Origin of the sequence: Ihubacter massiliensis, from assembly GCF_024125305.1 — a bacterium.
In the GTDB taxonomy this organism is placed as follows: Bacteria; Bacillota; Clostridia; order Peptostreptococcales; family Anaerovoracaceae; genus Hominibacterium; species Hominibacterium faecale.
On record NZ_JAMXVH010000001.1, the window covers coordinates 3,785,753 to 3,804,390 of the forward strand.

The window sequence follows — 18,638 nt, forward strand, 5'->3', positions numbered from 1 at the left end:
GAAAATGGTCAATTTGTTACGGAATCAGTCTCATTTGTTACATGGTTGCTATGTAACAAAATAAAAGTACCTAAAAATGGTCAAACCCCTTGACAATGCTTGCTTTCAGAGTTAGTATAATAATACAAACAAACTTCGAAATAAGAAATTCCTTACAATAATTACATGCACCAATAGAGCGGGCTTTGCGAAAGCAAAGCTCGTTCTATTTTATTGTATGAACGAAAACCACAGGCTATGCCTGTGGTTCCGGAGAGCTTCCAGCGGTGAGCAGAAAAAAGAAAACCTCCATTTGTTACAATAAGACTAGGTCTGCCAACCAAAGTAACAAAGGAGGTATCCAAAATGGATAAAAATAGTCTAGCACACACCAAAGTACAGTTTACAAGGGACTACACAAGGTAACGGTCTGACGGGAGATGTGCCGCCCATCAGATTTTCCATGTAATGTTTAAGCTGTCGCTTGTGGCGGCTATGGTGGTAATCATCAAATCCACCACCCGCCGCTTGCCGTCAAAGGATACGCTGTCCCAAGTGTCGAGATAGCCGGAAATCTGGCTGATCTGTTCCGGGCTGATGGCTTCCACAGTCAAGCCCCGCTTAATGTTTCGCACCAACTCTTGAAACTTCGGGCGGTCTGTGTTCTTGCCGCTGTACCCTTTGTCTGTGTATTCCTTGCAGTTACTGCCTTTCAATTCGTATTTGCAAAACTCAATCTGGCTTTCAATGGAAATGCTGTCCTTCTTGTCCACCGACTGTCTTGCATAGATTGCGTCTATCCGATTGTTCATTTGTCGCTCCGTTTCTTCAAAAAGAAACGGAGCTGCTGACAGTTTTATTATACCGCCAGCAGCCCCGCAAATCAATGTTGTCGTTGGAAAACCTTACGCCCCGGCTTCCTCCTCCTGCCGCTTGTCGGCGTACTTGCGGAACACGTCATAAAGCTGCTGCTCCAATTCCCGGCGTTTCGCCGCTTCCTGTTCCGGGGTGAATACTGGGGAGAGATTTTCCAGCGTGATTTCCTTTCTCTGAAAAGTCACGACCTCTGTTTCTTTTCTGCACCTGATACCGCTTATAAAATCACCTATCCTTCCCATATTGCTGTTGCCGTTTCAGTTCTGCCAACACATCGGGCGGAATACGGTCAAGTACCCGCTGGATATTATGTAATTCGCTTTCCAGCTTCGCCCGTTCCATCGTGTCTTTCGTCTTGCCGTTTTCGCAGGCCTTTGCCCTTGCTTCCAGCTTGCGGTTTTCTTCCAAAAGGTCATTTATCGTGACCTTGTACTTTTTCAGTTGTCCGGAGAAATTCTCCATCTGCGGGAACCATTTTTTCAGCATGGCGAGGGCTTCCTCTTTCTTCCTTCCGGCGTTCAGCGTGGTCTCAATCGCCCTTGCCTGTTTGGAACGGGGAACGAAAGCCGCCCCGCACTCGGCGCACCGCTTCACGCTGTCGCTATGGAAAATCTCCGCTTCCAGCGCCTTGTCCTGGGGTAGCACCGCCCAGCGAAACCACTTGCAGCAGATGGAATAGGAGATAGTCTGGGTGCAGACACATTCCTCCCCATCATCCAGTATCAGGCAGTTGCCGTTCTCATAGTTGCAGCAGGTTTTCCGAATAAAGGCGTTTGCCCGTCTGCGCTGCGCCGCCGCCCGGTGTGCGCTCTATCTCTGGTAGTTTTTTGCTCATGCGTTCCTCCGTTCTCCCGAAAGCCGTTCCTGCCCCCTCCCGGCGGCGTGTTCCGGCATTGGTACGCTGGCCTGCTTCGGGCCAAGTTAACCCGAAGTGACTTCTGGACATTTTGTCCAGAAGTGGCGGCGTTATGGCGTACTTCCCTAGCCGGTAATATCTCTTTCGGACGGTCATTCACTTGTGCCTGTCCATCGATGAACTAACACAAGTCTACACTTTTTTGACCGCCCGTCCCGTATATCCGAAAGGTTGGAAATACGGCTGAAAAACGCACTATTTCCACGCTCCCGGAATTGTGGTAGAATAAAGATACAGAAAGGAAAATCGGAGCTTGTAAGGGAGAAATCGTATGAGGAGAAAAGAAGTTACAACAAAAGAAGATTTAATGAGTGTTGTCAGTCTATTAGAAAATGAGGGCATATCATATTGGATTGACGGCGGGTGGGGTGTTGATATATTGGCAGGAAAACAAACAAGAGTTCATCGGGATATTGATGTAAATTTTGATTCTCAACATACAGAGAAATTGTTAAATCTGCTTTTTGAGTTTGGATATGAAGTAGATACTGATTGGAAACCTGTAAGAATAGAGTTATATAGCGAAAAACACGGTTATTTAGATATACACCCATTTGTCCTGAATAAGGACGGAACTGCGAAACAAGCGAATTTAGAGGGCGGTTGGTATGAGTTTGAAAAAGACCTTTTTGGTAGCGCTGTTTTTGAAGAAAAGACAATTCCATGTATATCTGTAAAGGGACAAAAAATCTTTCATAGAGGCTATGATTTGAGAGATAAGGATAAGCACGATATTTTAATTCTCGAAAGTATTTCAAGATAATTTGTAGTATTTCAGCTCCCCATTTGTCGAGTGTTCAAAGTAAGGGGGATAGCATGGCTTTGACAATACAGGAACGCATAAAAGATCTGCGCGTGGAGCGCGGGCTGACGCTGGAACAACTTGCAGAGTAGACCGGGCTTTCCAAGTCCGCGCTGGGCAGCTACGAAGCGGATGAGTACAAGGACATCAGCCACTATGCCCTTATCAAGCTGGCAAAGTTTTACGGCGTGACCGCTGATTATCTGTTAGGGCTGACCGAAACAAAAAATCACCCAAACGCCGAGCTTGCAGACCTGCGTTGAGTGAGGCGATGATAGACCTGCTGAAAAGCGGACGGATTGACACCGGTCTGCTTTGTGAGTTGGCGGCGCATCCGGATTTTGTCAAGCTGCTGGCAGATATACAGATTTATGTGGAGGGTAACGCCGCCACACGGATACAGAACTTGAACGCATGGGTAGATGTGGCGAGGGCTGAAATCGTGGAGAAGTACCAACCGGGTGAGCATGACAAGACTGCCGGAGTGCTGCAAGCCGCCCATGTGCGGGAGGGCGACTATTTCATCAGCCGGGTACATGACGATATTGACGCTATCATGGAGGACATACAGCAATACCATTGTGGACGAACTCAAACGGGATTTAGAGGAAGTGGCGAACTTCAAGGGCAGCCGGGCGGAATAACTGTTGATGGTATTCTGCAAGCAGACAAAGTTACGTTATAACAAGCAGACAGAGGAAGAAAAACAATGGCTGACCCGGATTGTCCAAAAATCCGAACTGGCGAAAAGCTATGTGCCGCAAAGGGGTAAAAGAAAATGACAAGTACGCCTTTGGCAAATAAGGCGTACAGCTTAGAGGAGAGATCGATGGAAGATTTATTAAAAGAAGAAACCTATAGTTTTGTCAGTCCTAAGGACAAGAAATTTATAATAGCCTTTGAAGCTGAAATGGATAGGCTCGGATATACCAGCAACCAGACAATTGGGGACGGATATTGTTGGGGGCGGAAAATGATAATCTACACGAAGGCGAACGTGAAAAGCAAAAAATCCTTCGCCCGGATTTATTTGCGCGAAGATGACCTTATTCTTCGCATGTATTTCAGCAATATAGACAAACATAGACAGGCTATTGAACAGGCTCCCGACTATATACAGCAAGCCTTTACTGGTGCTTACGGAGCTTGTAAGCATTGCCATAATATGAAAGAGGACGGTTCATGTAACCACAGGAAAAGCTATACCCTTCACGGAAAACAATACGAATTCTGTGACGGTTTTGCTTTTTGGTTTTTTTCTCCCGACCTTGCAAGAATACCAGATTATATCAAGCTGTTTCTCGCCTTTTACCCTGAAAAGAGGAAAAAGTGATAGCTGTGCCTTATTGGTATAAGCCGCAATCGCATAACAGGCTCGACTGGCTTTGCCGGGTGTCTATACACAACATCGGGCCAAGTTGGCCCTAAGTCCAGACGAAGGACGGAGGGACGGGGGCTCCATATACGCCCTGTCTGCTGACGAAAACAGCCTTGCGCTTGCGGCCTTCGCCCTACAAGCACAGCCTGTTTCACGGTCTGCGTGTAGTCTCTTGTAAACTGACCTAAATGGAATTGCAAATATCACATTGTGTTTGCACCGAAGTATCGTAGGAAAGTGATTTATGGAACAATCAAAGTGGACATAGGAAAGATTTTGAGGAAACTGTGTGAGCAAAAAGGGGTGGAGATCATCGAAGCAAATCTATGTCCGGACCATGTCCATATGCTTGTGCGTATTCCACCGAAAATCAGTATTTCAAGTTTCGTGGGGTATCTCAAAGGAAAGAGCTCGTTGATGATTTTTGATCGGCATGCGAATATGAAATACCGCTATGGAAATCGGAAATTCTGGTGCAAAGGGTATACAGGTAGATACCGTGGGAAGGAACAAGAAAGCCATTCAAGAATACATAAGGAACCAATTGCAGGAAGACATAGCCAACGACCAGATCAGTAAAAAAGAATACATCGACCCATTTAAAAAAGAAGATCCGGAAGAGGATAAATAAAGAACCCCTCTTGGAGGGGTAGTCTGAGAATGTAATGCGATTGGCAGACCTTTTTCACAATGCATCTTGAGATGCTCGCAGGCAGGGGTGCCTTTCAGGCACAGTGCAAACCACCCGTTCACACGGGTGGTGCTGGTTAATACGTAGGAATACACACGTTTATTATCGCATTTGCCGCGAATCTGCTATATGGATTTTTCGAAAAAAAGCTGAATGGAATTTGAGTTTTTACGCAATTTTCAACGATTGCGGCCCTTCAAACTGCAACTTTAAGCCGCTCTGCCAATTTCTGCCAGAATCAGGCCCTGCAACCCCACAACTTTGCGAAAAAAATGCCGGTTTTTACAAAAGTTTTCCGCTGCCTGGTACCTTGTGGTCTTAAAGCGGTTTCCCCAATCTGGCGCCTAACCGGTTTGAAGTAATTTTCCCCAATCTGAAATCTCATCGGCTTCCCCTGCTTTTCCGCAATCTGGCGCCTGTTCAACGAAGCGCAGCATACAGCAAAAAATGCCTCTTTCCAAACACCCCGACTGTAGCGTTTCTTCATACTTCTCCTTGTGCTGAAGATTCCAGCGCTGCGGCGCCGTGGAGCACCATCTCTTCCGCCAGAGCCGCGATTTCTTCCGGCGACTCTTTCATGCCAGATGCCAGCCAATCCTGGATCAAGCCGATATGACCGCTGACAACAAAGGCGTAAAAACATTCAAAGGTCCGCGAATCCGCCTTATCATATTTCACAGCCCAGGTACGAAAACACTTATCCCGCACCAGACCCTTTAGCTTTTCGACAAATGCGATATCTCCGTTTTCCCCTAAGAAAGCGGCGCACAAATCTGCGTGATCCGCCAGATAGGTATAGATCTCCGTAAAGAGAAACAGCGGCGATTGCTGGAGCTGGGATGTGGGATAGGCATCCAAAATTATGCGGAATTCCTCCATGATTTCAGATTCGATCTTTTCCACCATATCGTAAATATCCTTATAGTGCAGATAAAACGTTCCCCGATTGATATCCACCAGCTCCGTCAGCTCCTTGACGGTGATCTCCTTAATACTTTTTTTCAGCATCAGCTTGGACAGACCCTGGCGCAGCAGCAGCCTGGTTTTGCGGATCCGGCGGTCCGCTGTCTTTTTTTCATTCATAATCAGTTTCCTCATGGACGCGAATAATGAACGAAATCTGGGGACTTTGTTCATTAACGCACATTTTTTCCCCTAGTTGCTTATTGAAAATTGAGCAAGACCTATTATAATAAAAGATAGCATTAAAATCAACAGCCTGTTCATTACTTAAAATTCGTCAATATAAGGGGGATCATAAATGGAACGCTTTTTCCGGGCAATACTAAGGCATAAAAAGACAGTGGTCGTTCTGTTTTTAATCTGCGCCGTTGCGGGAGCAATTCTTTCCACAGGCGTTAAGGTCAATTACACCTTTGCAGACTATCTGCCTGCGGATACGCCCTCGACCATCGCGCTGGATACCATGAAAGAAGAATTTGGAAGCGGCGCGCCCAACGCCAGGCTGGTGGTAAAGGACGTGTCCATTCCCCAGGCTTTGGCCCTGAAAGAAAAAATTGCTGCCATAGAAGGCATCCGGGATATTACCTGGCTGGACGATGGGGCAGAGGTTAAGGGGCCGTTGGAGTTGATCAGCCAAAGCGTTCTGGACCAATACTATAAAGATGAAAAAGCCTGCTTTATTCTCACCATCGACCCTGACCGGATTCTGGAGACGTACCTGCAAGTGCAAAAACTGGCTGGCGAGGATGCGGCAATGGCGGGAGCGGCGGTCAATACGGCCGCGGCCACTGCTACAACGGGCATTGAAGTAGGAAAAATCATGATGCTGGTCATACCCCTATGTTTTATCATTCTCCTGCTGACTACCACATCCTGGTTTGAGCCGGTCCTCTTCATGGTGACCATTGGCATCGCCATCTTGATCAACCTGGGGACCAACCTCTTTTTCGGCGAAATTTCCTTTGTCACCAAAGCGGCCTGCAGCATCCTCCAGCTGGCAGTTTCTATGGACTATTCCATCTTTCTTCTTCACCGGTTTTCAGCCTACCGGCAAGAAGGCGTGCCGGTTCAGGATGCAATGATAAAAGCCATCCGCAAATCCTTTTTTACCATTACTGCCAGCGGTTTGACAACGGTCATCGGATTTGCGGCGCTGATCCTCATGGAATTCCGCATTGGTCCCGATATGGGAACTGTCATGGCCAAAGCCATTGCCCTTTCCATGGTCTCGGTGCTGATTCTGCTGCCAGTGCTGGCACTGATGAGCTACCGATGGATCGATAAAACTCAGCATCGCCCGCTGATGCCAAAGTTCGAAGGCTTTTCCAAATTCGTAAACAAGATTCGCATTCCGGCGCTGATCGTCTTTCTGCTGGTGATGATACCGGCCTTTCTGGCTCAGAGCAGCAACGATTTTCGATACGGCGCGGGAGACATCTTCCGTGAGGGAACTCAGACCTATGCGGAAAGCGTGCAAGTGGAAAAAGATTTCGGAAAGACCAATCAGCTGGTGCTGATGGTGCCCAAAGGCGATACGGCCAAGGAAAAAGAGTTGAGCTCAGCTATCCATCAAATTCCCCAGGTTATAGAGGTTCTTTCCTTTGTGGATGCAGCGGGGCCCCAGGTACCGCCAGCCTATCTGGATCAGAAAACCCGCAGCAAGCTTATCTCAGAGCATTATAGCCGGATGGTAATTTCCGTAAGCACCAGTCAGGAAAGCCGGGAGGCCTTTGCAGTTGTTAAAAAGCTGCGCAAGCTGGGGGACCAGTACTACGGCAGCAAATATCTGCTGGCAGGGGAAAGCGCCACCACATATGACATGCGGGATGTGACTACAAGAGACATGGAGCGGGTCAACTTTATCGCCATCGGAGCCATATTTTTAATCCTGCTTATAACCATGCGTTCCATCATCATTCCTGTGATTTTGGTGCTGGTCATCGAAACATCTATCTGGATCAACCTGTCGGTTCCCTATTTTGCCGGTGAGCAGCTCCAATATATCGCTTACTTGATTATCAGCGCCATACAGCTGGGGGCGACGGTGGACTATGCGATTCTGATGGCAAGCCGCTATATGGAAGAGCGGCATCTATATACGAAAAAGGAAGCCCTGCTTTCCACTGTGCGCCATACGGCGCTGTCGATTCTGACTTCGGCTTCCATTCTCACATTGGGAGGCGGCATGCTGGCGGCGATTTCCACCAACGGCGTGCTGATCGAGCTGGGCACGCTGGTAGCCCGGGGAGCGGTCTTATCGGCGGTCCTGGTGCTGCTGGTTCTGCCGGGGATCCTCTACAGCCTGGATAAGATCATCGGCAAGCTGACTTATCAATCAAACTTTGCACAAGGGGGTAAAACACATGTATAGAAAAAACAGAACGGGAAAAAAGCTGAGGATGTTGACGGCAGGACTGCTGATCCTGCTGCTGGCCGATGTGGCCGCGGTTCCGGCTTTCGCTGATCAGCAGCCGTCCCCAAAGGACGAAGTGGTTTATGCGGATCTGGGCGGGGACGGACATATGGAGCAGATTTATGTGGTCAATATCTTTGAGGGGCAGAAATCCATTCTGGACTATGGAACCTATGAGCGTGTCCGCAACATGACCTCCACTGATAAAATCCGTGAAAAGGGCGATCAGCTCCTTATAGACACCGATCAAGAGATGCTCTATTATCAGGGTAACTTGAAAAAAGGCAGCCTTCCCTGGAACATCGCGCTCAAATATACCCTTGACGGCAGGGAAATAAGTCCGAAGGAACTCGCCGGAAAAAACGGAGAGATGAAGCTGGAAATCGCCATATCCGAAAACCCTCAGGCAGAAAAATCCTTTTTTAACCAATATGCCTTGCAGATTACGGCTGCTTTTCCGACCGATAAGTGTGAAAACATTCGTGCTCAGGGCGCGACCGAAGCCAATGCGGGAGCCAATAAGCAGCTGACCTGGACTTTGCTCCCTGGCACAGAGAAAACCCTTCAGGTGGAGACAGAGGTAAAGGACTTTGAAATGGAGAGCATCTCCTTCAACGGGATTCAGCTAAATATGGATGTGGACGTGGACAGCAGCGAGATGACAAAAAAATTCGGCCAGCTTTCGGCAGCGGTGAAAGCCATTGATCATGGCGCGAAAGCCATGGATAAAGGGGCCGGAGAACTAAAGAGCGGGGCGAAAAAATTAAAAAAAGGCAGCGATGATTTGGAAAACAACGTGAAAACTATTTCCAAACAAGTGAAGCAGGCCGGTAAGCTGGGGAGCGCATCTTCGGAAATCAAAGGTGCCGTTTCAGCATTGGATCAGGGTGTTGAAAAAATCAAAAGCTCTGTCAGCTATGACGCCTATAAAAAGGTCATGGCTGAAAACGGCCTCAATATCGACCAGTTGAAACAGCAGAACGCCCAAATGCTGGAGCTGCTGAATCAACTGAAGGTACAGGCCGGTATGTTGAATGAACCGCAGAAGAGCCAGTATCTTGCCCAGATCAGCCAGGGCCAGAAGCTGATCCAAGGGAATATAGCGGCCATTCAGGCAACCGAAACCTATCTGAACAGCACGGCGGCGGGAATTACCGAGGCCCAAAACGGTGCGGCTGCTCTGGCAGAAAACTATCAGACCTTTGATCAGCAGCTGCAGGGAGCGGTCAATCAGCTGAAGGAGCTGGATCTTTCTCAGATCAGTAAGCTAACCCAGGGTGCAGAGGCCCTTTCAGACGGAACCGGAAAGCTGAAGAGCGGCAGCAGCGCTCTGGCTCAGGGCACTGCTAGTCTTACCAGCAAGACCTCCGGCATCAGCGGCCAGGTAGAGGAACAAATCAACGACATGCTGGAGGGAATAAGGAGAACCGATGGAGAGGTAACATCTTTTGTTTCGGAAAAAAATACCAATGTGCGCAGCGTGCAGTTTGTGATTAAGAATGGGCCGATCGAACTCCCAGACAAAGAGCCTCCTGCAGAATCACCAGTTCAAAAGCAAAGCTGGTGGCAAAAACTCTTATCCCTCTTTGGCATCGATTAAGCATCTTTCTTCGCTCAAAGAAAAAAATCTTTTTTTCTTTGATAAATTTGCGGCAATAGGCAAATAATATGTTAAGAAAAAAAGAGAGGAGTGAAGACATTGAAAAAAGCAAGAATCTTATTAGCAATGCTGCTGGCCGTATCTGTATTTTCATTTGCAGGCTGCGGCGACAAGGATACATCGGAAGGTCAGGTCAACGATGGCACAACAGTCGAACAAACGACGGAGAAAGCCTCCGATGCAGGCGAAGATTTGAAAAACGATGCTAAAGATCTGGGCGACGATGTGAAAGACGGAGCCAAAGATTTAGTCGATGGTACAGACAACACAGACGATGCACAGAAGAATAATACCAAAGAAACTACAAAATAGGCGGCTTTCCGAAAGTTAGGGGCTGCCGCGTGAAAAGCGATCTGCTTCATGAAGCCCCTTGGCATCTGGGATTGCACTAATTTTGATAAAAGCTACAAAATTAGTGCAATTTTTCAACGTTTCCGGGGGTCGGATTTAGCAAAAACCTCCTTAAGTGTGGATCTTGGAGAATTTACAGCCCGCAAACCCACAAAATTTAGTCAAAATATCCCGATTTCATTATGGTAAACCAAGGCGTCGTACAAAAGAGCTCGACCAAGGAGCCTAACCAACCCTTTCATAACAGACACGAACCTTTAACTTTGGTGCGGCAGCCCAAAGCCCAATTTGGCTTCAAACGGGTTTAGGGTGCGTTTATTGCCGGGATATGGTAAACTATACATATGAGAAAAAAGATGAAAAGACCTGAGACCATAGGCACATTGTCAAAACACAGAAAAGGGTTTGGCTTTGTTATAACAGAAGACGAAGAACCGGATATCTATATTTCCGCGCGCAGCATGGGCGGTGCCATGAACGGAGACCGGGTTCTGGTAGAATTAAATCCCCAGAGCCGCGGAAACTCCAGAGAAGGCGTGATTGTCAAGATTGTGGAACGCTGCACAAAAGAACTTGTCGGCACCTTTGAGAAAAGCAAACGATTTGGCTTTGTTGTGGCCGACGACCCCAGAATGGGCGAGGATATTTTTGTGCGCAAAAAAGATTTCCGCGGCGCACAGAGGGGCGATAAAGTGATGGTGCAGATCACCCGCTATCCGGATAAAGAAAACAGCGCGGAAGGAAAGATCACGGAGATCATCAGCCGCAGCGGGCAGGCCGGCGGCGACATCAAGGCGCTCATGCGGGGCTGCGGACTGCGGGAAACTTTTCCCAGCCGGGTTAACGCGGAAGCCAAAGCCGTCAGCAAGGCAGGCGTGGAAGAAAAAGATCTGGCGGGCCGCCGGGACCTGCGGGAAAAAACCACCCTTACCATAGACGGGGCGGATTCAAAGGATTTTGATGACGCGGTTTCCATTGAACTGCTCCCAGGAGGCAATTTCCTGCTGGGGGTTCATATTGCCGATGTGGCCCACTATGTCAAAGAAGGCGGCTATCTGGACCAGGAAGCGCTGAAACGGGGCAATAGCGTTTACCTGATCGATCAGGTGGTGCCTATGCTGCCAAAGAAGCTGTCCAACGGTATCTGCAGCCTTAACCCGGATGTGGGTCGACTGACCCTATCGGTTGATATGGAAGTGACGCCCCAGGGAGATGTGGTTAATCACGATATTTATGAAAGCGTGATCCATTCCAAAGCGAGGATGGTTTATTCGGAAGTCTCCGACATGCTGGAAACCAATGATCTGGATCTGATAAAAAAACACCGGGAGGTTTATGAAGATATTCTGATTATGGATAAGCTGGCTAAAATTCTCCGGCAAAAGCGGGAAGCCAGAGGCAGCTTGGACTTTGATTTTGATGAAGCTTATATTACCTTGGACGAATCGGGGATCCCGGTCAGTGTGGACATTGCCGAGCGGCGAACGGCCAATAAGCTCATCGAGGAGTTTATGCTCTTGGCAAATCAGACTGTGGCAGAGCATTTTTATTGGATGGAAATCCCCTTTGTCTACCGGATTCACGAATCGCCCTCTCCGGAAAAAATGGAAGAGTTCCGAACTTTTTTAAGAGGGTTCGGCCTTACGCTTAAAGGTGCTTCTGATTCCATCCATCCCAAGACACTCAACGATATTTTGGATAAGGTGTCGGGAAAGACTTATGAAAATGTCATCAATACCGTGATGCTCCGTTCCATGCAAAAGGCCTTTTACGGAACAGAATGCGGCGGTCATTTTGGGCTGTCCCTCAAATATTACTGCCACTTTACCTCACCCATCCGCAGATATCCTGACCTGATCATTCATCGGATCATTAAAGCTTGTCTCCGGGGAAAGCTGGACGGAAAGACGATGAAGCATTTCAAGAAAAAGACATTGGAGGCTGCGGAAATTTCATCAGCCACCGAGCGCCAGGCCATTGAGCTGGAGCGGCAGGTGGAAAAGCTGAAAAAGGCCGAATATATTTCTTATCATGTGGGTGAATCCTTTGACGGAGTCATCAGCGGCGTGACCAGCTACGGAATCTATGTACAGCTGGCCAATACCATCGAAGGCATGATTCGGCTGGATTCTTTGACCGACGATTATTATATCCATGAACCGGAAAAATACCGGGTAATCGGGGAGCGGACCCATAAAGCTTACATGCTGGGGGAACGGATCCGCGTCACGGTGGATTCGGTGAGCATTGAAAATCGCGAAATCAATTTTGTGATGGAGGAGGTTTAAATGAAAAAGGATTGTATGGAACATATGGCCGCCTTTCCAGGCGGGACCATTGAAGAACTGCTGCCTACTAAAAAGCTGATGAAAGACCCGTTGGATCCAGACATAGCGTACCGCCTGGTTTTGGATGAACTGCTGGATGAAGGCGTGGCCAGGCAGAATCTGGCCACGTTCTGCCAGACCTATATGGAGCCGGAAGCGACCCGCCTGATGTCCCTGACTCTGGAGAAAAACGCCATCGATAAATCCGAATATCCCCAGACTGCCCAGCTGGAAATGCGCTGCGTCAATATCATCGCCGACCTGTGGCATGCCCGTAAAGACGAAAGGTTCATTGGAACCTCCACGGTGGGCTCTTCTGAGGCCTGCATGCTGGGCGGCATGGCCATGAAATTCCGGTGGAGGGAAAATGCGGCTTCCCATGGTCTCGATGTCAACGCCAGAAAACCCAATTTGGTCATTTCCGCAGGCTATCAAGTTTGCTGGGAAAAATTCTGTGTATACTGGGACATTGAACTGCGCCGGGTGCCGATGAAATGGGATCGCCTCAGCCTGGATTTGGAAAAGGTCATGGATTACGTGGACGAATACACCATTGGAATTGTGGGCATCCAGGGGAATACATACACGGGCAAACTGGACGATATCCAGGGGCTGGATCGATTGGTGGAGGCGCACAATAAGACGACGCCATATAAAGTATATATCCATGTTGACGGAGCGTCCGGCGGCATGTTCACCCCGTTTTGCGGACCCAACCGGCCGTGGGATTTTCGTTTGAAAAATGTTGTTTCGATCAACACGTCCGGTCATAAATACGGTCTGGTTTATCCGGGGGTCGGGTGGATTTTATGGAGAGATGAAAAATTCCTTCCTAAGGAGCTCGTCTTTGATGTGAGCTACCTGGGCGGCGATATGCCCACCATGGCCATTAATTTTTCTAGATCAGCAAGCCATATTATCGGCCAGTACTACAATTTTTCCCGCATGGGCTTTGACGGTTATCGGGTTGTACATGAAAAAACGCGTAAAATCGCTATGTACATAGCAAAAGAACTGAAAGAACTGGGAATCTTCGAGCTTTTAAACGATGGGGATGAAATGCCGATTGTTTGCTGGAAGCTGAAAGCAGATGAAAACCGCAAATGGAATCTCTACGATCTGGCAGATCGGATCCGCATGAGCGGCTGGCAGGTTCCGGCTTACCCGCTGCCGCAGGATTTGGAAACCATCGTCATCCAAAGAGCAGTGATCCGGGCCGACTTCTCCAGACAGCTGGCTATCCACTTTATCGATGATTTCCGCCGCGCTGTCAAAGAGCTGGATGAAGCGCGGATCCTGCCCGGTCCGGCGACCGATAAAGGCGTCTATGGCTTCACCCATTAACCTGTTTATAAATGAGACGGCGGCGCTACTGCGCAGATGGAAGAAAGGGCATCCCCGGCTTCATCGATGAAAACGGTTTTTCGAGCGATGTCCGCCATGGACAGCATGCCCACCAATTTGCCATTTTGTGTGACAGGCAGCCGCCGAACCTGGTATTTTGCCAATAATAATGCCGCATGATGGGTATTCATATCCGGTGAAGCACAGACAATGTTTGTGGACATTACATCACGGGCTTTTAATTGGCTTTCTTGGGCGCCGGATTTTCCCGGCGCCTTTTTTTCGCCGGAATGATCCCCGATCTCTCTGGCTAAAGCGCGCAGCACCAGGTCTCGGTCTGTCACTACGCCCAAAACCTCTCCTTTATCATTGCAGACAGGAATCAGCCCAACATCCTCCTGTTTCATTTGTTTGGCGATCTGCTTTAATGAAGTATCTTCCTTTACACAGCTTATTCCTGTAGTCATCAAATCTTTTACCAGCATAAAAATCCTCCCTGCTTCCGTAGTAATAAGCGCTTTTCCCAACGAAAAGAGCACCCCAAACGTTAGGATGCCCATTTATTTCCTTTTCATGCGATTTTTAGCGGTCTCTTCCCCAGAAGTTTCTCGTAAAGAGGATGACAATTGTAAATAGTTCCAGTCTTCCTACGATCATCAGCAAGCTGAGATAAAGCTTAAGGCCGTCTCCGAACATAGAGTAATTGCCCAGAGCGCCCACTTGGCCGAACGCCATTCCTGTATTGGAAAGCATGGCTGCCGACGTGGTAATCGTCGTTTCCAGATCAAGATTTTGCAGGGATAAAATCAGACTGGAGAAGAGGAACAGCCCCATATACATAAGAATGAACACGGTGATGGATGAGACCACCGGCGCAGGTACTGCTTTGCCCCTCAGTTTTACCGCCACCACAGAGCGGGGATGGATTCGTTTGTAAAAGCCGCGTCCGATCAACTTAAGAAAAACCACGATTCGAATTACCTTAATTGACCCGCAGGTAGAAGCCGCACAGCCTCCGATGAACATCAGCGTGAAGAGGATCAACTGGCATAGTGCCGGCCACAGGGTATAATCGGCGCTGGAATATCCGGATGTGGTGGCAACGCTGACCACCTGGAAAAAGGAATCCCGCAGCGCTTTTCCCAAGCTGGGATAGTGACCAAGAAAATATAGGCCCAGGGTACACAAAATAACGGCGCCTATGAGGATTCTCAAAAAGGCACGCAGTTCAATATCTTTTAAAACATACTTCCACTTACGCTTAATCGCGTAATGATAGAGTACGAAATTGACAGAAGCCAAAATGGTGAACACCCCGATCACGACCTCCACATAAATGCTGTCGTAGTAAGCGATCCCGTCAGGATGAGCCAAAAGGCCGCCGGTGCTGATGCTGCCCATGGTATTGATCAGCGCGTCAAATGGTGTCATCGATGGGCTGAGTGCGAGCAGGACAAATTCGATCACGGTAAAGGAAAAATACATCAAATAGAGAATTTTAGCTGAATCACTCATCCGTACCGCCATCTTTTCCAGAACCGGGCCGGGTGCTTCTGCTCTGACGATCAGCTGGCCATTGATGCCCAGCGCCGGCAGGATGGAAATAACAAAGACCAGGATTCCCATACCTCCCAGCCAGTGGGAGATGGCCTTCCACATGAGCAGAGAATGGGGCATGGTTTCGGCTCCAATGGATGTGCAGCCAGTCGTGGTAAAACCGGCCGTTGATTCAAAGAATCCGTCAATAAAGCTACCGGTAAAATCGGAGAGATAGTAGGGCAGGGTGCCAAACAGCGAAGCAATAATCCAGCACAGCGCAACCACAAGATACCCTTCCCTGGCGCGGAATTTGGCCTTTACCGGTCGGATGAACAAAACTACCAGAATACCTGCACTGATGGTAATGACAGCCGAAATGAGAATTGCCTTGAAGTTTCCCGGCTCATTGTATAAATGGGCGCAAAACAGAGCAGGGAGCATGGAAATGCCCACAATCAGAGTAATGACTCCCAATATTTTTACGATAGCCTGATAGTTTAGTGCAGTATTGAATGACATAGTTCTTCTCCCTTGCGGTTAATGATCCTGGTTCCAGAATTTCGGCGTCAGCAGAATGAGCAGTGTAAACAGCTCCAGCCTTCCTGCCAGCATTAAAAAGGATAAAAGCAGTTTGGAAGGAATGGCGTAAATAGAAAAGTTCGCCGTCGGTCCCACCAGTTCGAATCCAGGGCCGATGTTGCCCAGACAAGTAATGACAGAAGTAAAGCTGGTCGTCATGTTAAACCCGTTGAGGGAAATCAAGATCGTAGAGATGAAAACGACAGCCATATACAAAAACGCATGGTTGGCAATGGCCGTAACCGTGTCGGCCGGTACGGTGCTGCCGTTAAGTTTCACGTTGACTACAGCGCTGGGGTGGAGCCTGGTGGCGATTCCCCTGCGGATCAGCTTGAGCAGAATCAGAATACGGATCACCTTGACCCCGCCGCCGGTGGAGGAAGAGCAGCCTCCGACGAACATTAAGAGCATGAGCAGCATCTTGCTGAAGGTGGGCCACAAATCAAAGTCGGTGGTGGCAAATCCAGTGGTGGTCAGTATAGAAGCAGTTTGAAATAAAGAATAGCGTACAGCCTGTCCAATGCTTTCATAATAATGAGTAAGGAGCAGGTTCAGGCTGATCAGCGCGGTTGTGGAAGCGATGATAAACAGATAAAAGCGGAATTCCGCATCTCGAACCAGCGTTCGGATACCTCTGCGCAGCGACATGTAATAAAGGTTGAAGTTGGCTCCGGAGAGAATCATGAAAAGCGCGATGACCATATCCACATAGGCGCTGTCAAAGTGAGCGACGCTGTCCCCATAATTGGAGTATCCGCCGGTTCCCACAGAGCCGAAGGTATGAATCAGCGCATCATAAAGGCTCAGGCCGCCCAAGCACAGCAGGACTGTTTCTATGATGGTGAAAATTAAGTATACAAAATAGAGGGCTTTGGCCGTGTCGGACATTTTGGGCGTAACCTTGTCCAAGGTAGGACCGGGTGCTTCTGAAACAGCGATGTTCTGTCCGTTGATTCCCAAGGAAGGCATAAGGGCGATGGCAAATACCAGAATGCCCATGCCGCCGATCCAGTGGGTGAAGGAACGCCAAAAGAGTATGCTTTTGGGCAGGGCTTCAATATCGGAAAGGATGGAAGCACCTGTGGTGGAAAAGCCCGAACAGGTCTCGAAAAAGGCATCCACAAAGTTTGGAATACTCTGAGAAAAAACAAAAGGAACGGCCCCGATCACCGCTGAGACAATCCAGCAAAGGGTGACAATGAGAAAGCCGTCTCTTACCTTTAAAACAGCAGTGGAGCGATGTCCAAAGCGGATCATCACAAGTCCGGAGATTCCGGCAATGGCGATGGTGGACAAAAACGCCAAAAGAGCAGGCATTTCGTTGTAAATGCCTGCTACTGCAAGTGATGGTATCATGGAAGCTCCGATCACCAGGAGTACCAGCCCGATGATCCGGCATACTGCGCGTAAACTAAGATTCATGTTCTGACCTGCCTCTATTTCCGAAAGAAGGAGAATTTGCCGCTTACCTTCAGCAGTTTTTCCAAGTTTGGAAGCTCTGTCAGCAAGCTGAAAATGATGACCCGGTCATCTTCCTCGATGATGGTTTCGCCGTCAGGAATAATGACGTTAAGCCCCCGGTGTATGGCAGCTACGATTACACCTCTTGGCAGATTCAGCTCCCGCAGCGGCGTATCGACAAGCCGCATGTGGTCGGAAGCCACGATCTCCATGATTTCAGCTTGTCCCTGAATCAGCACGGAAGAAATAACCCGTTTGGAGCCCTGCACAAAGCGCAGAATCGTGCTGGCAGTAATATCCAATGGGTTGAGGGCCATATCAATTCCCATGCTTTCGATCAAATCGGAATAGCTTTCTCGGCTGACCTTTGCAATTACATCTTCAATGCCGTGACGTTTTGCCATGAGCGCCAGCAGCAGATTTTCTTCATCATAGCCGGTGGCCGTTACAAAGGCATCCATTTCATCCAGGTTTTCTTCTTCTAAAAGATCCAGATCCGTGGCATCGCCGTGGAGAACCATGACATCTTCCAAATGGGTTGAAAGATAATGGCAGCGGTTTTTATCCATTTCAATGATTTTGACAGCGACTCCGAATTCAGATAATTTTCCTGCCAGATAATATCCGGTCTTGCCGCCGCCTACGATCATAACTTTCTGCAGATCGGTATATTTGCCTTTTTCGTGGACCTGAGCGTTCAGCTCCATAACCGGCGTGCGTTCTCCGATCACATAGAGGCCGTCCTCCGGGTGAATTACCGTATCTCCGTGAGGAATAATCACTTTTCCGTTCCTGGAAATGGCAGCTACCAGCATATCGCCCAGGACAGAGCTGACTTCGGGCATGGACAGACCGATGAGCTGAGGCAGTTTTTCAGAATTAAATTCCAGCAAAGACACTTTTCCGCTGGAAAAGATTCCGTTGCTCAATGTATATTTTTCCACCAAGTATTTGTAGATTTCCACAGTAATAGAAAGATCTGGGTTAACAATGCTGTCAATATCCATCGTTTCTTTGATGAACCCCAGCTGCCCCATATGTTCAGGGTCACGTACCCTGGAGATCACTTTCGCGCAGCCTAGCTTTTTGGCAAAAGCGGCGATCACAATATTTGTTTCATCACTTTCGGTGACGGCGATCAGATAATCGTAAGTGGAAATACCCAGGTTTTTTAATATTTTTGTTTCTTTGGCGTTGGCATTTACAGTCATCACATCCAGATGAGAGCTTAATTTCTGCAAAACAGATTCGTCCTGGTCGATGATGGTCACAGAATGATCTCCTCCCAGGAGCGCTTCCGTAACCTTGAGACCCAGCTTCCCTGCGCCAACTATCGCAATCTTCATTTCTTACCTCCAA

General features: G+C 48.4%; 14 protein-coding genes and 4 pseudogenes. 9 read left to right on the plus strand and 9 right to left on the minus strand.

The window, feature by feature from the left end; translation table 11 throughout:
• Nucleotides 1-431 precede the first annotated feature (431 nt).
• From NIA71_RS17255 to NIA71_RS20110, 4 genes and pseudogenes are all read right to left on the minus strand, one after another.
• Entirely contained in the window at nucleotides 432-791 is a 360-nt protein-coding gene (locus NIA71_RS17255; protein ID WP_253021069.1) for a recombinase family protein, read from the minus strand.
• A 93-nt stretch (nucleotides 792-884) separates the two neighbouring features.
• Nucleotides 885-1,097, minus strand: coding sequence for a hypothetical protein (locus NIA71_RS17260; RefSeq protein ID WP_148395432.1), 213 nt, complete (start codon nucleotides 1,095-1,097; stop codon nucleotides 885-887).
• A pseudogene (locus tag NIA71_RS17265) lies at nucleotides 1,081-1,407 on the minus strand (plasmid recombination protein); the annotation flags it as partial. The pseudogene NIA71_RS17265 and the gene NIA71_RS17260, both read right to left, overlap by 17 nt.
• Nucleotides 1,393-1,690, minus strand: a pseudogene (locus tag NIA71_RS20110) (cysteine-rich VLP domain-containing protein); the annotation flags it as partial. The pseudogenes NIA71_RS17265 and NIA71_RS20110, both read right to left, overlap by 15 nt.
• A 352-nt stretch (nucleotides 1,691-2,042) precedes the next feature.
• Between NIA71_RS20110 and NIA71_RS17275 the strand changes: the two are divergent.
• The 4 genes and pseudogenes from NIA71_RS17275 to tnpA all read left to right on the plus strand — a co-directional run bounded on the left by NIA71_RS17275 (nucleotide 2,043) and on the right by tnpA (nucleotide 4,582).
• Nucleotides 2,043-2,534 carry a nucleotidyltransferase domain-containing protein gene (locus tag NIA71_RS17275; RefSeq protein WP_253021070.1) on the plus strand — a complete coding sequence of 164 codons (492 nt, stop codon included), beginning with the start codon at nucleotides 2,043-2,045 and terminating at the stop codon, nucleotides 2,532-2,534.
• Nucleotides 2,535-2,587: 53 nt separating this feature from the next.
• Nucleotides 2,588-3,355: pseudogene (locus NIA71_RS17280) on the plus strand (helix-turn-helix domain-containing protein).
• A 47-nt stretch (nucleotides 3,356-3,402) separates the two neighbouring features.
• Nucleotides 3,403-3,906, plus strand: coding sequence for a hypothetical protein (locus tag NIA71_RS17285; protein WP_148395434.1), 504 nt, complete (start codon nucleotides 3,403-3,405; stop codon nucleotides 3,904-3,906).
• 252 nt (nucleotides 3,907-4,158) lie between these two features.
• A pseudogene (tnpA, locus tag NIA71_RS17290) lies at nucleotides 4,159-4,582 on the plus strand (IS200/IS605 family transposase).
• 543 nt (nucleotides 4,583-5,125) lie between these two features.
• On the opposite strand, the gene NIA71_RS17295 reads toward tnpA, so the two are convergent.
• Nucleotides 5,126-5,725, minus strand: coding sequence for a TetR/AcrR family transcriptional regulator (locus NIA71_RS17295; protein WP_253021071.1), 600 nt, complete (start codon nucleotides 5,723-5,725; stop codon nucleotides 5,126-5,128).
• A 178-nt stretch (nucleotides 5,726-5,903) separates the two neighbouring features.
• Here NIA71_RS17295 and NIA71_RS17300 point away from each other — a divergent pair, with 178 nt between their 5' ends.
• The 5 genes from NIA71_RS17300 to NIA71_RS17320 all read left to right on the plus strand — a co-directional run bounded on the left by NIA71_RS17300 (nucleotide 5,904) and on the right by NIA71_RS17320 (nucleotide 13,700).
• A complete protein-coding gene (locus NIA71_RS17300; RefSeq protein ID WP_148395436.1) occupies nucleotides 5,904-7,976 on the plus strand; it encodes an efflux RND transporter permease subunit in 2,073 nt (690 codons plus the stop codon).
• Entirely contained in the window at nucleotides 7,969-9,618 is a 1,650-nt protein-coding gene (locus NIA71_RS17305) for a hypothetical protein (protein WP_253021072.1), read from the plus strand. Before NIA71_RS17300 ends, NIA71_RS17305 begins: the two co-directional genes overlap by 8 nt.
• A gap of 99 nt (nucleotides 9,619-9,717) precedes the next feature.
• Nucleotides 9,718-9,990, plus strand: a complete 273-nt coding sequence (locus tag NIA71_RS17310) for a hypothetical protein (RefSeq protein ID WP_148395438.1) — start codon at nucleotides 9,718-9,720, stop codon at nucleotides 9,988-9,990.
• 395 nt (nucleotides 9,991-10,385) lie between these two features.
• Nucleotides 10,386-12,317, plus strand: a complete 1,932-nt coding sequence (gene rnr / locus NIA71_RS17315) for a ribonuclease R (protein ID WP_253021073.1) — start codon at nucleotides 10,386-10,388, stop codon at nucleotides 12,315-12,317.
• Nucleotides 12,318-13,700 (plus strand): glutamate decarboxylase, encoded by a 1,383-nt coding sequence (locus NIA71_RS17320; RefSeq protein ID WP_148395440.1) that lies wholly within the window; start codon nucleotides 12,318-12,320, stop codon nucleotides 13,698-13,700. It abuts the gene before it with no gap.
• A gap of 5 nt (nucleotides 13,701-13,705) precedes the next feature.
• Here NIA71_RS17320 and NIA71_RS17325 read toward each other — a convergent pair whose 3' ends face one another.
• The 4 genes from NIA71_RS17325 to trkA form a co-directional block, all read right to left on the minus strand.
• Nucleotides 13,706-14,185 carry a CBS domain-containing protein gene (locus NIA71_RS17325; protein WP_253021074.1) on the minus strand — a complete coding sequence of 160 codons (480 nt, stop codon included), beginning with the start codon at nucleotides 14,183-14,185 and terminating at the stop codon, nucleotides 13,706-13,708.
• 97 nt (nucleotides 14,186-14,282) lie between these two features.
• Entirely contained in the window at nucleotides 14,283-15,758 is a 1,476-nt protein-coding gene (locus NIA71_RS17330) for a TrkH family potassium uptake protein (protein WP_253021075.1), read from the minus strand.
• An 18-nt stretch (nucleotides 15,759-15,776) separates the two neighbouring features.
• Nucleotides 15,777-17,240, minus strand: a complete 1,464-nt coding sequence (locus NIA71_RS17335) for a TrkH family potassium uptake protein (protein ID WP_148395443.1) — start codon at nucleotides 17,238-17,240, stop codon at nucleotides 15,777-15,779.
• Nucleotides 17,241-17,254: 14 nt separating this feature from the next.
• The gene (gene trkA / locus NIA71_RS17340) at nucleotides 17,255-18,625 is read right to left on the minus strand and encodes a Trk system potassium transporter TrkA (RefSeq protein ID WP_253021076.1); all 1,371 of its coding nucleotides are present in this window, start codon (nucleotides 18,623-18,625) and stop codon (nucleotides 17,255-17,257) included.
• Nucleotides 18,626-18,638: the final 13 nt, after the last annotated feature.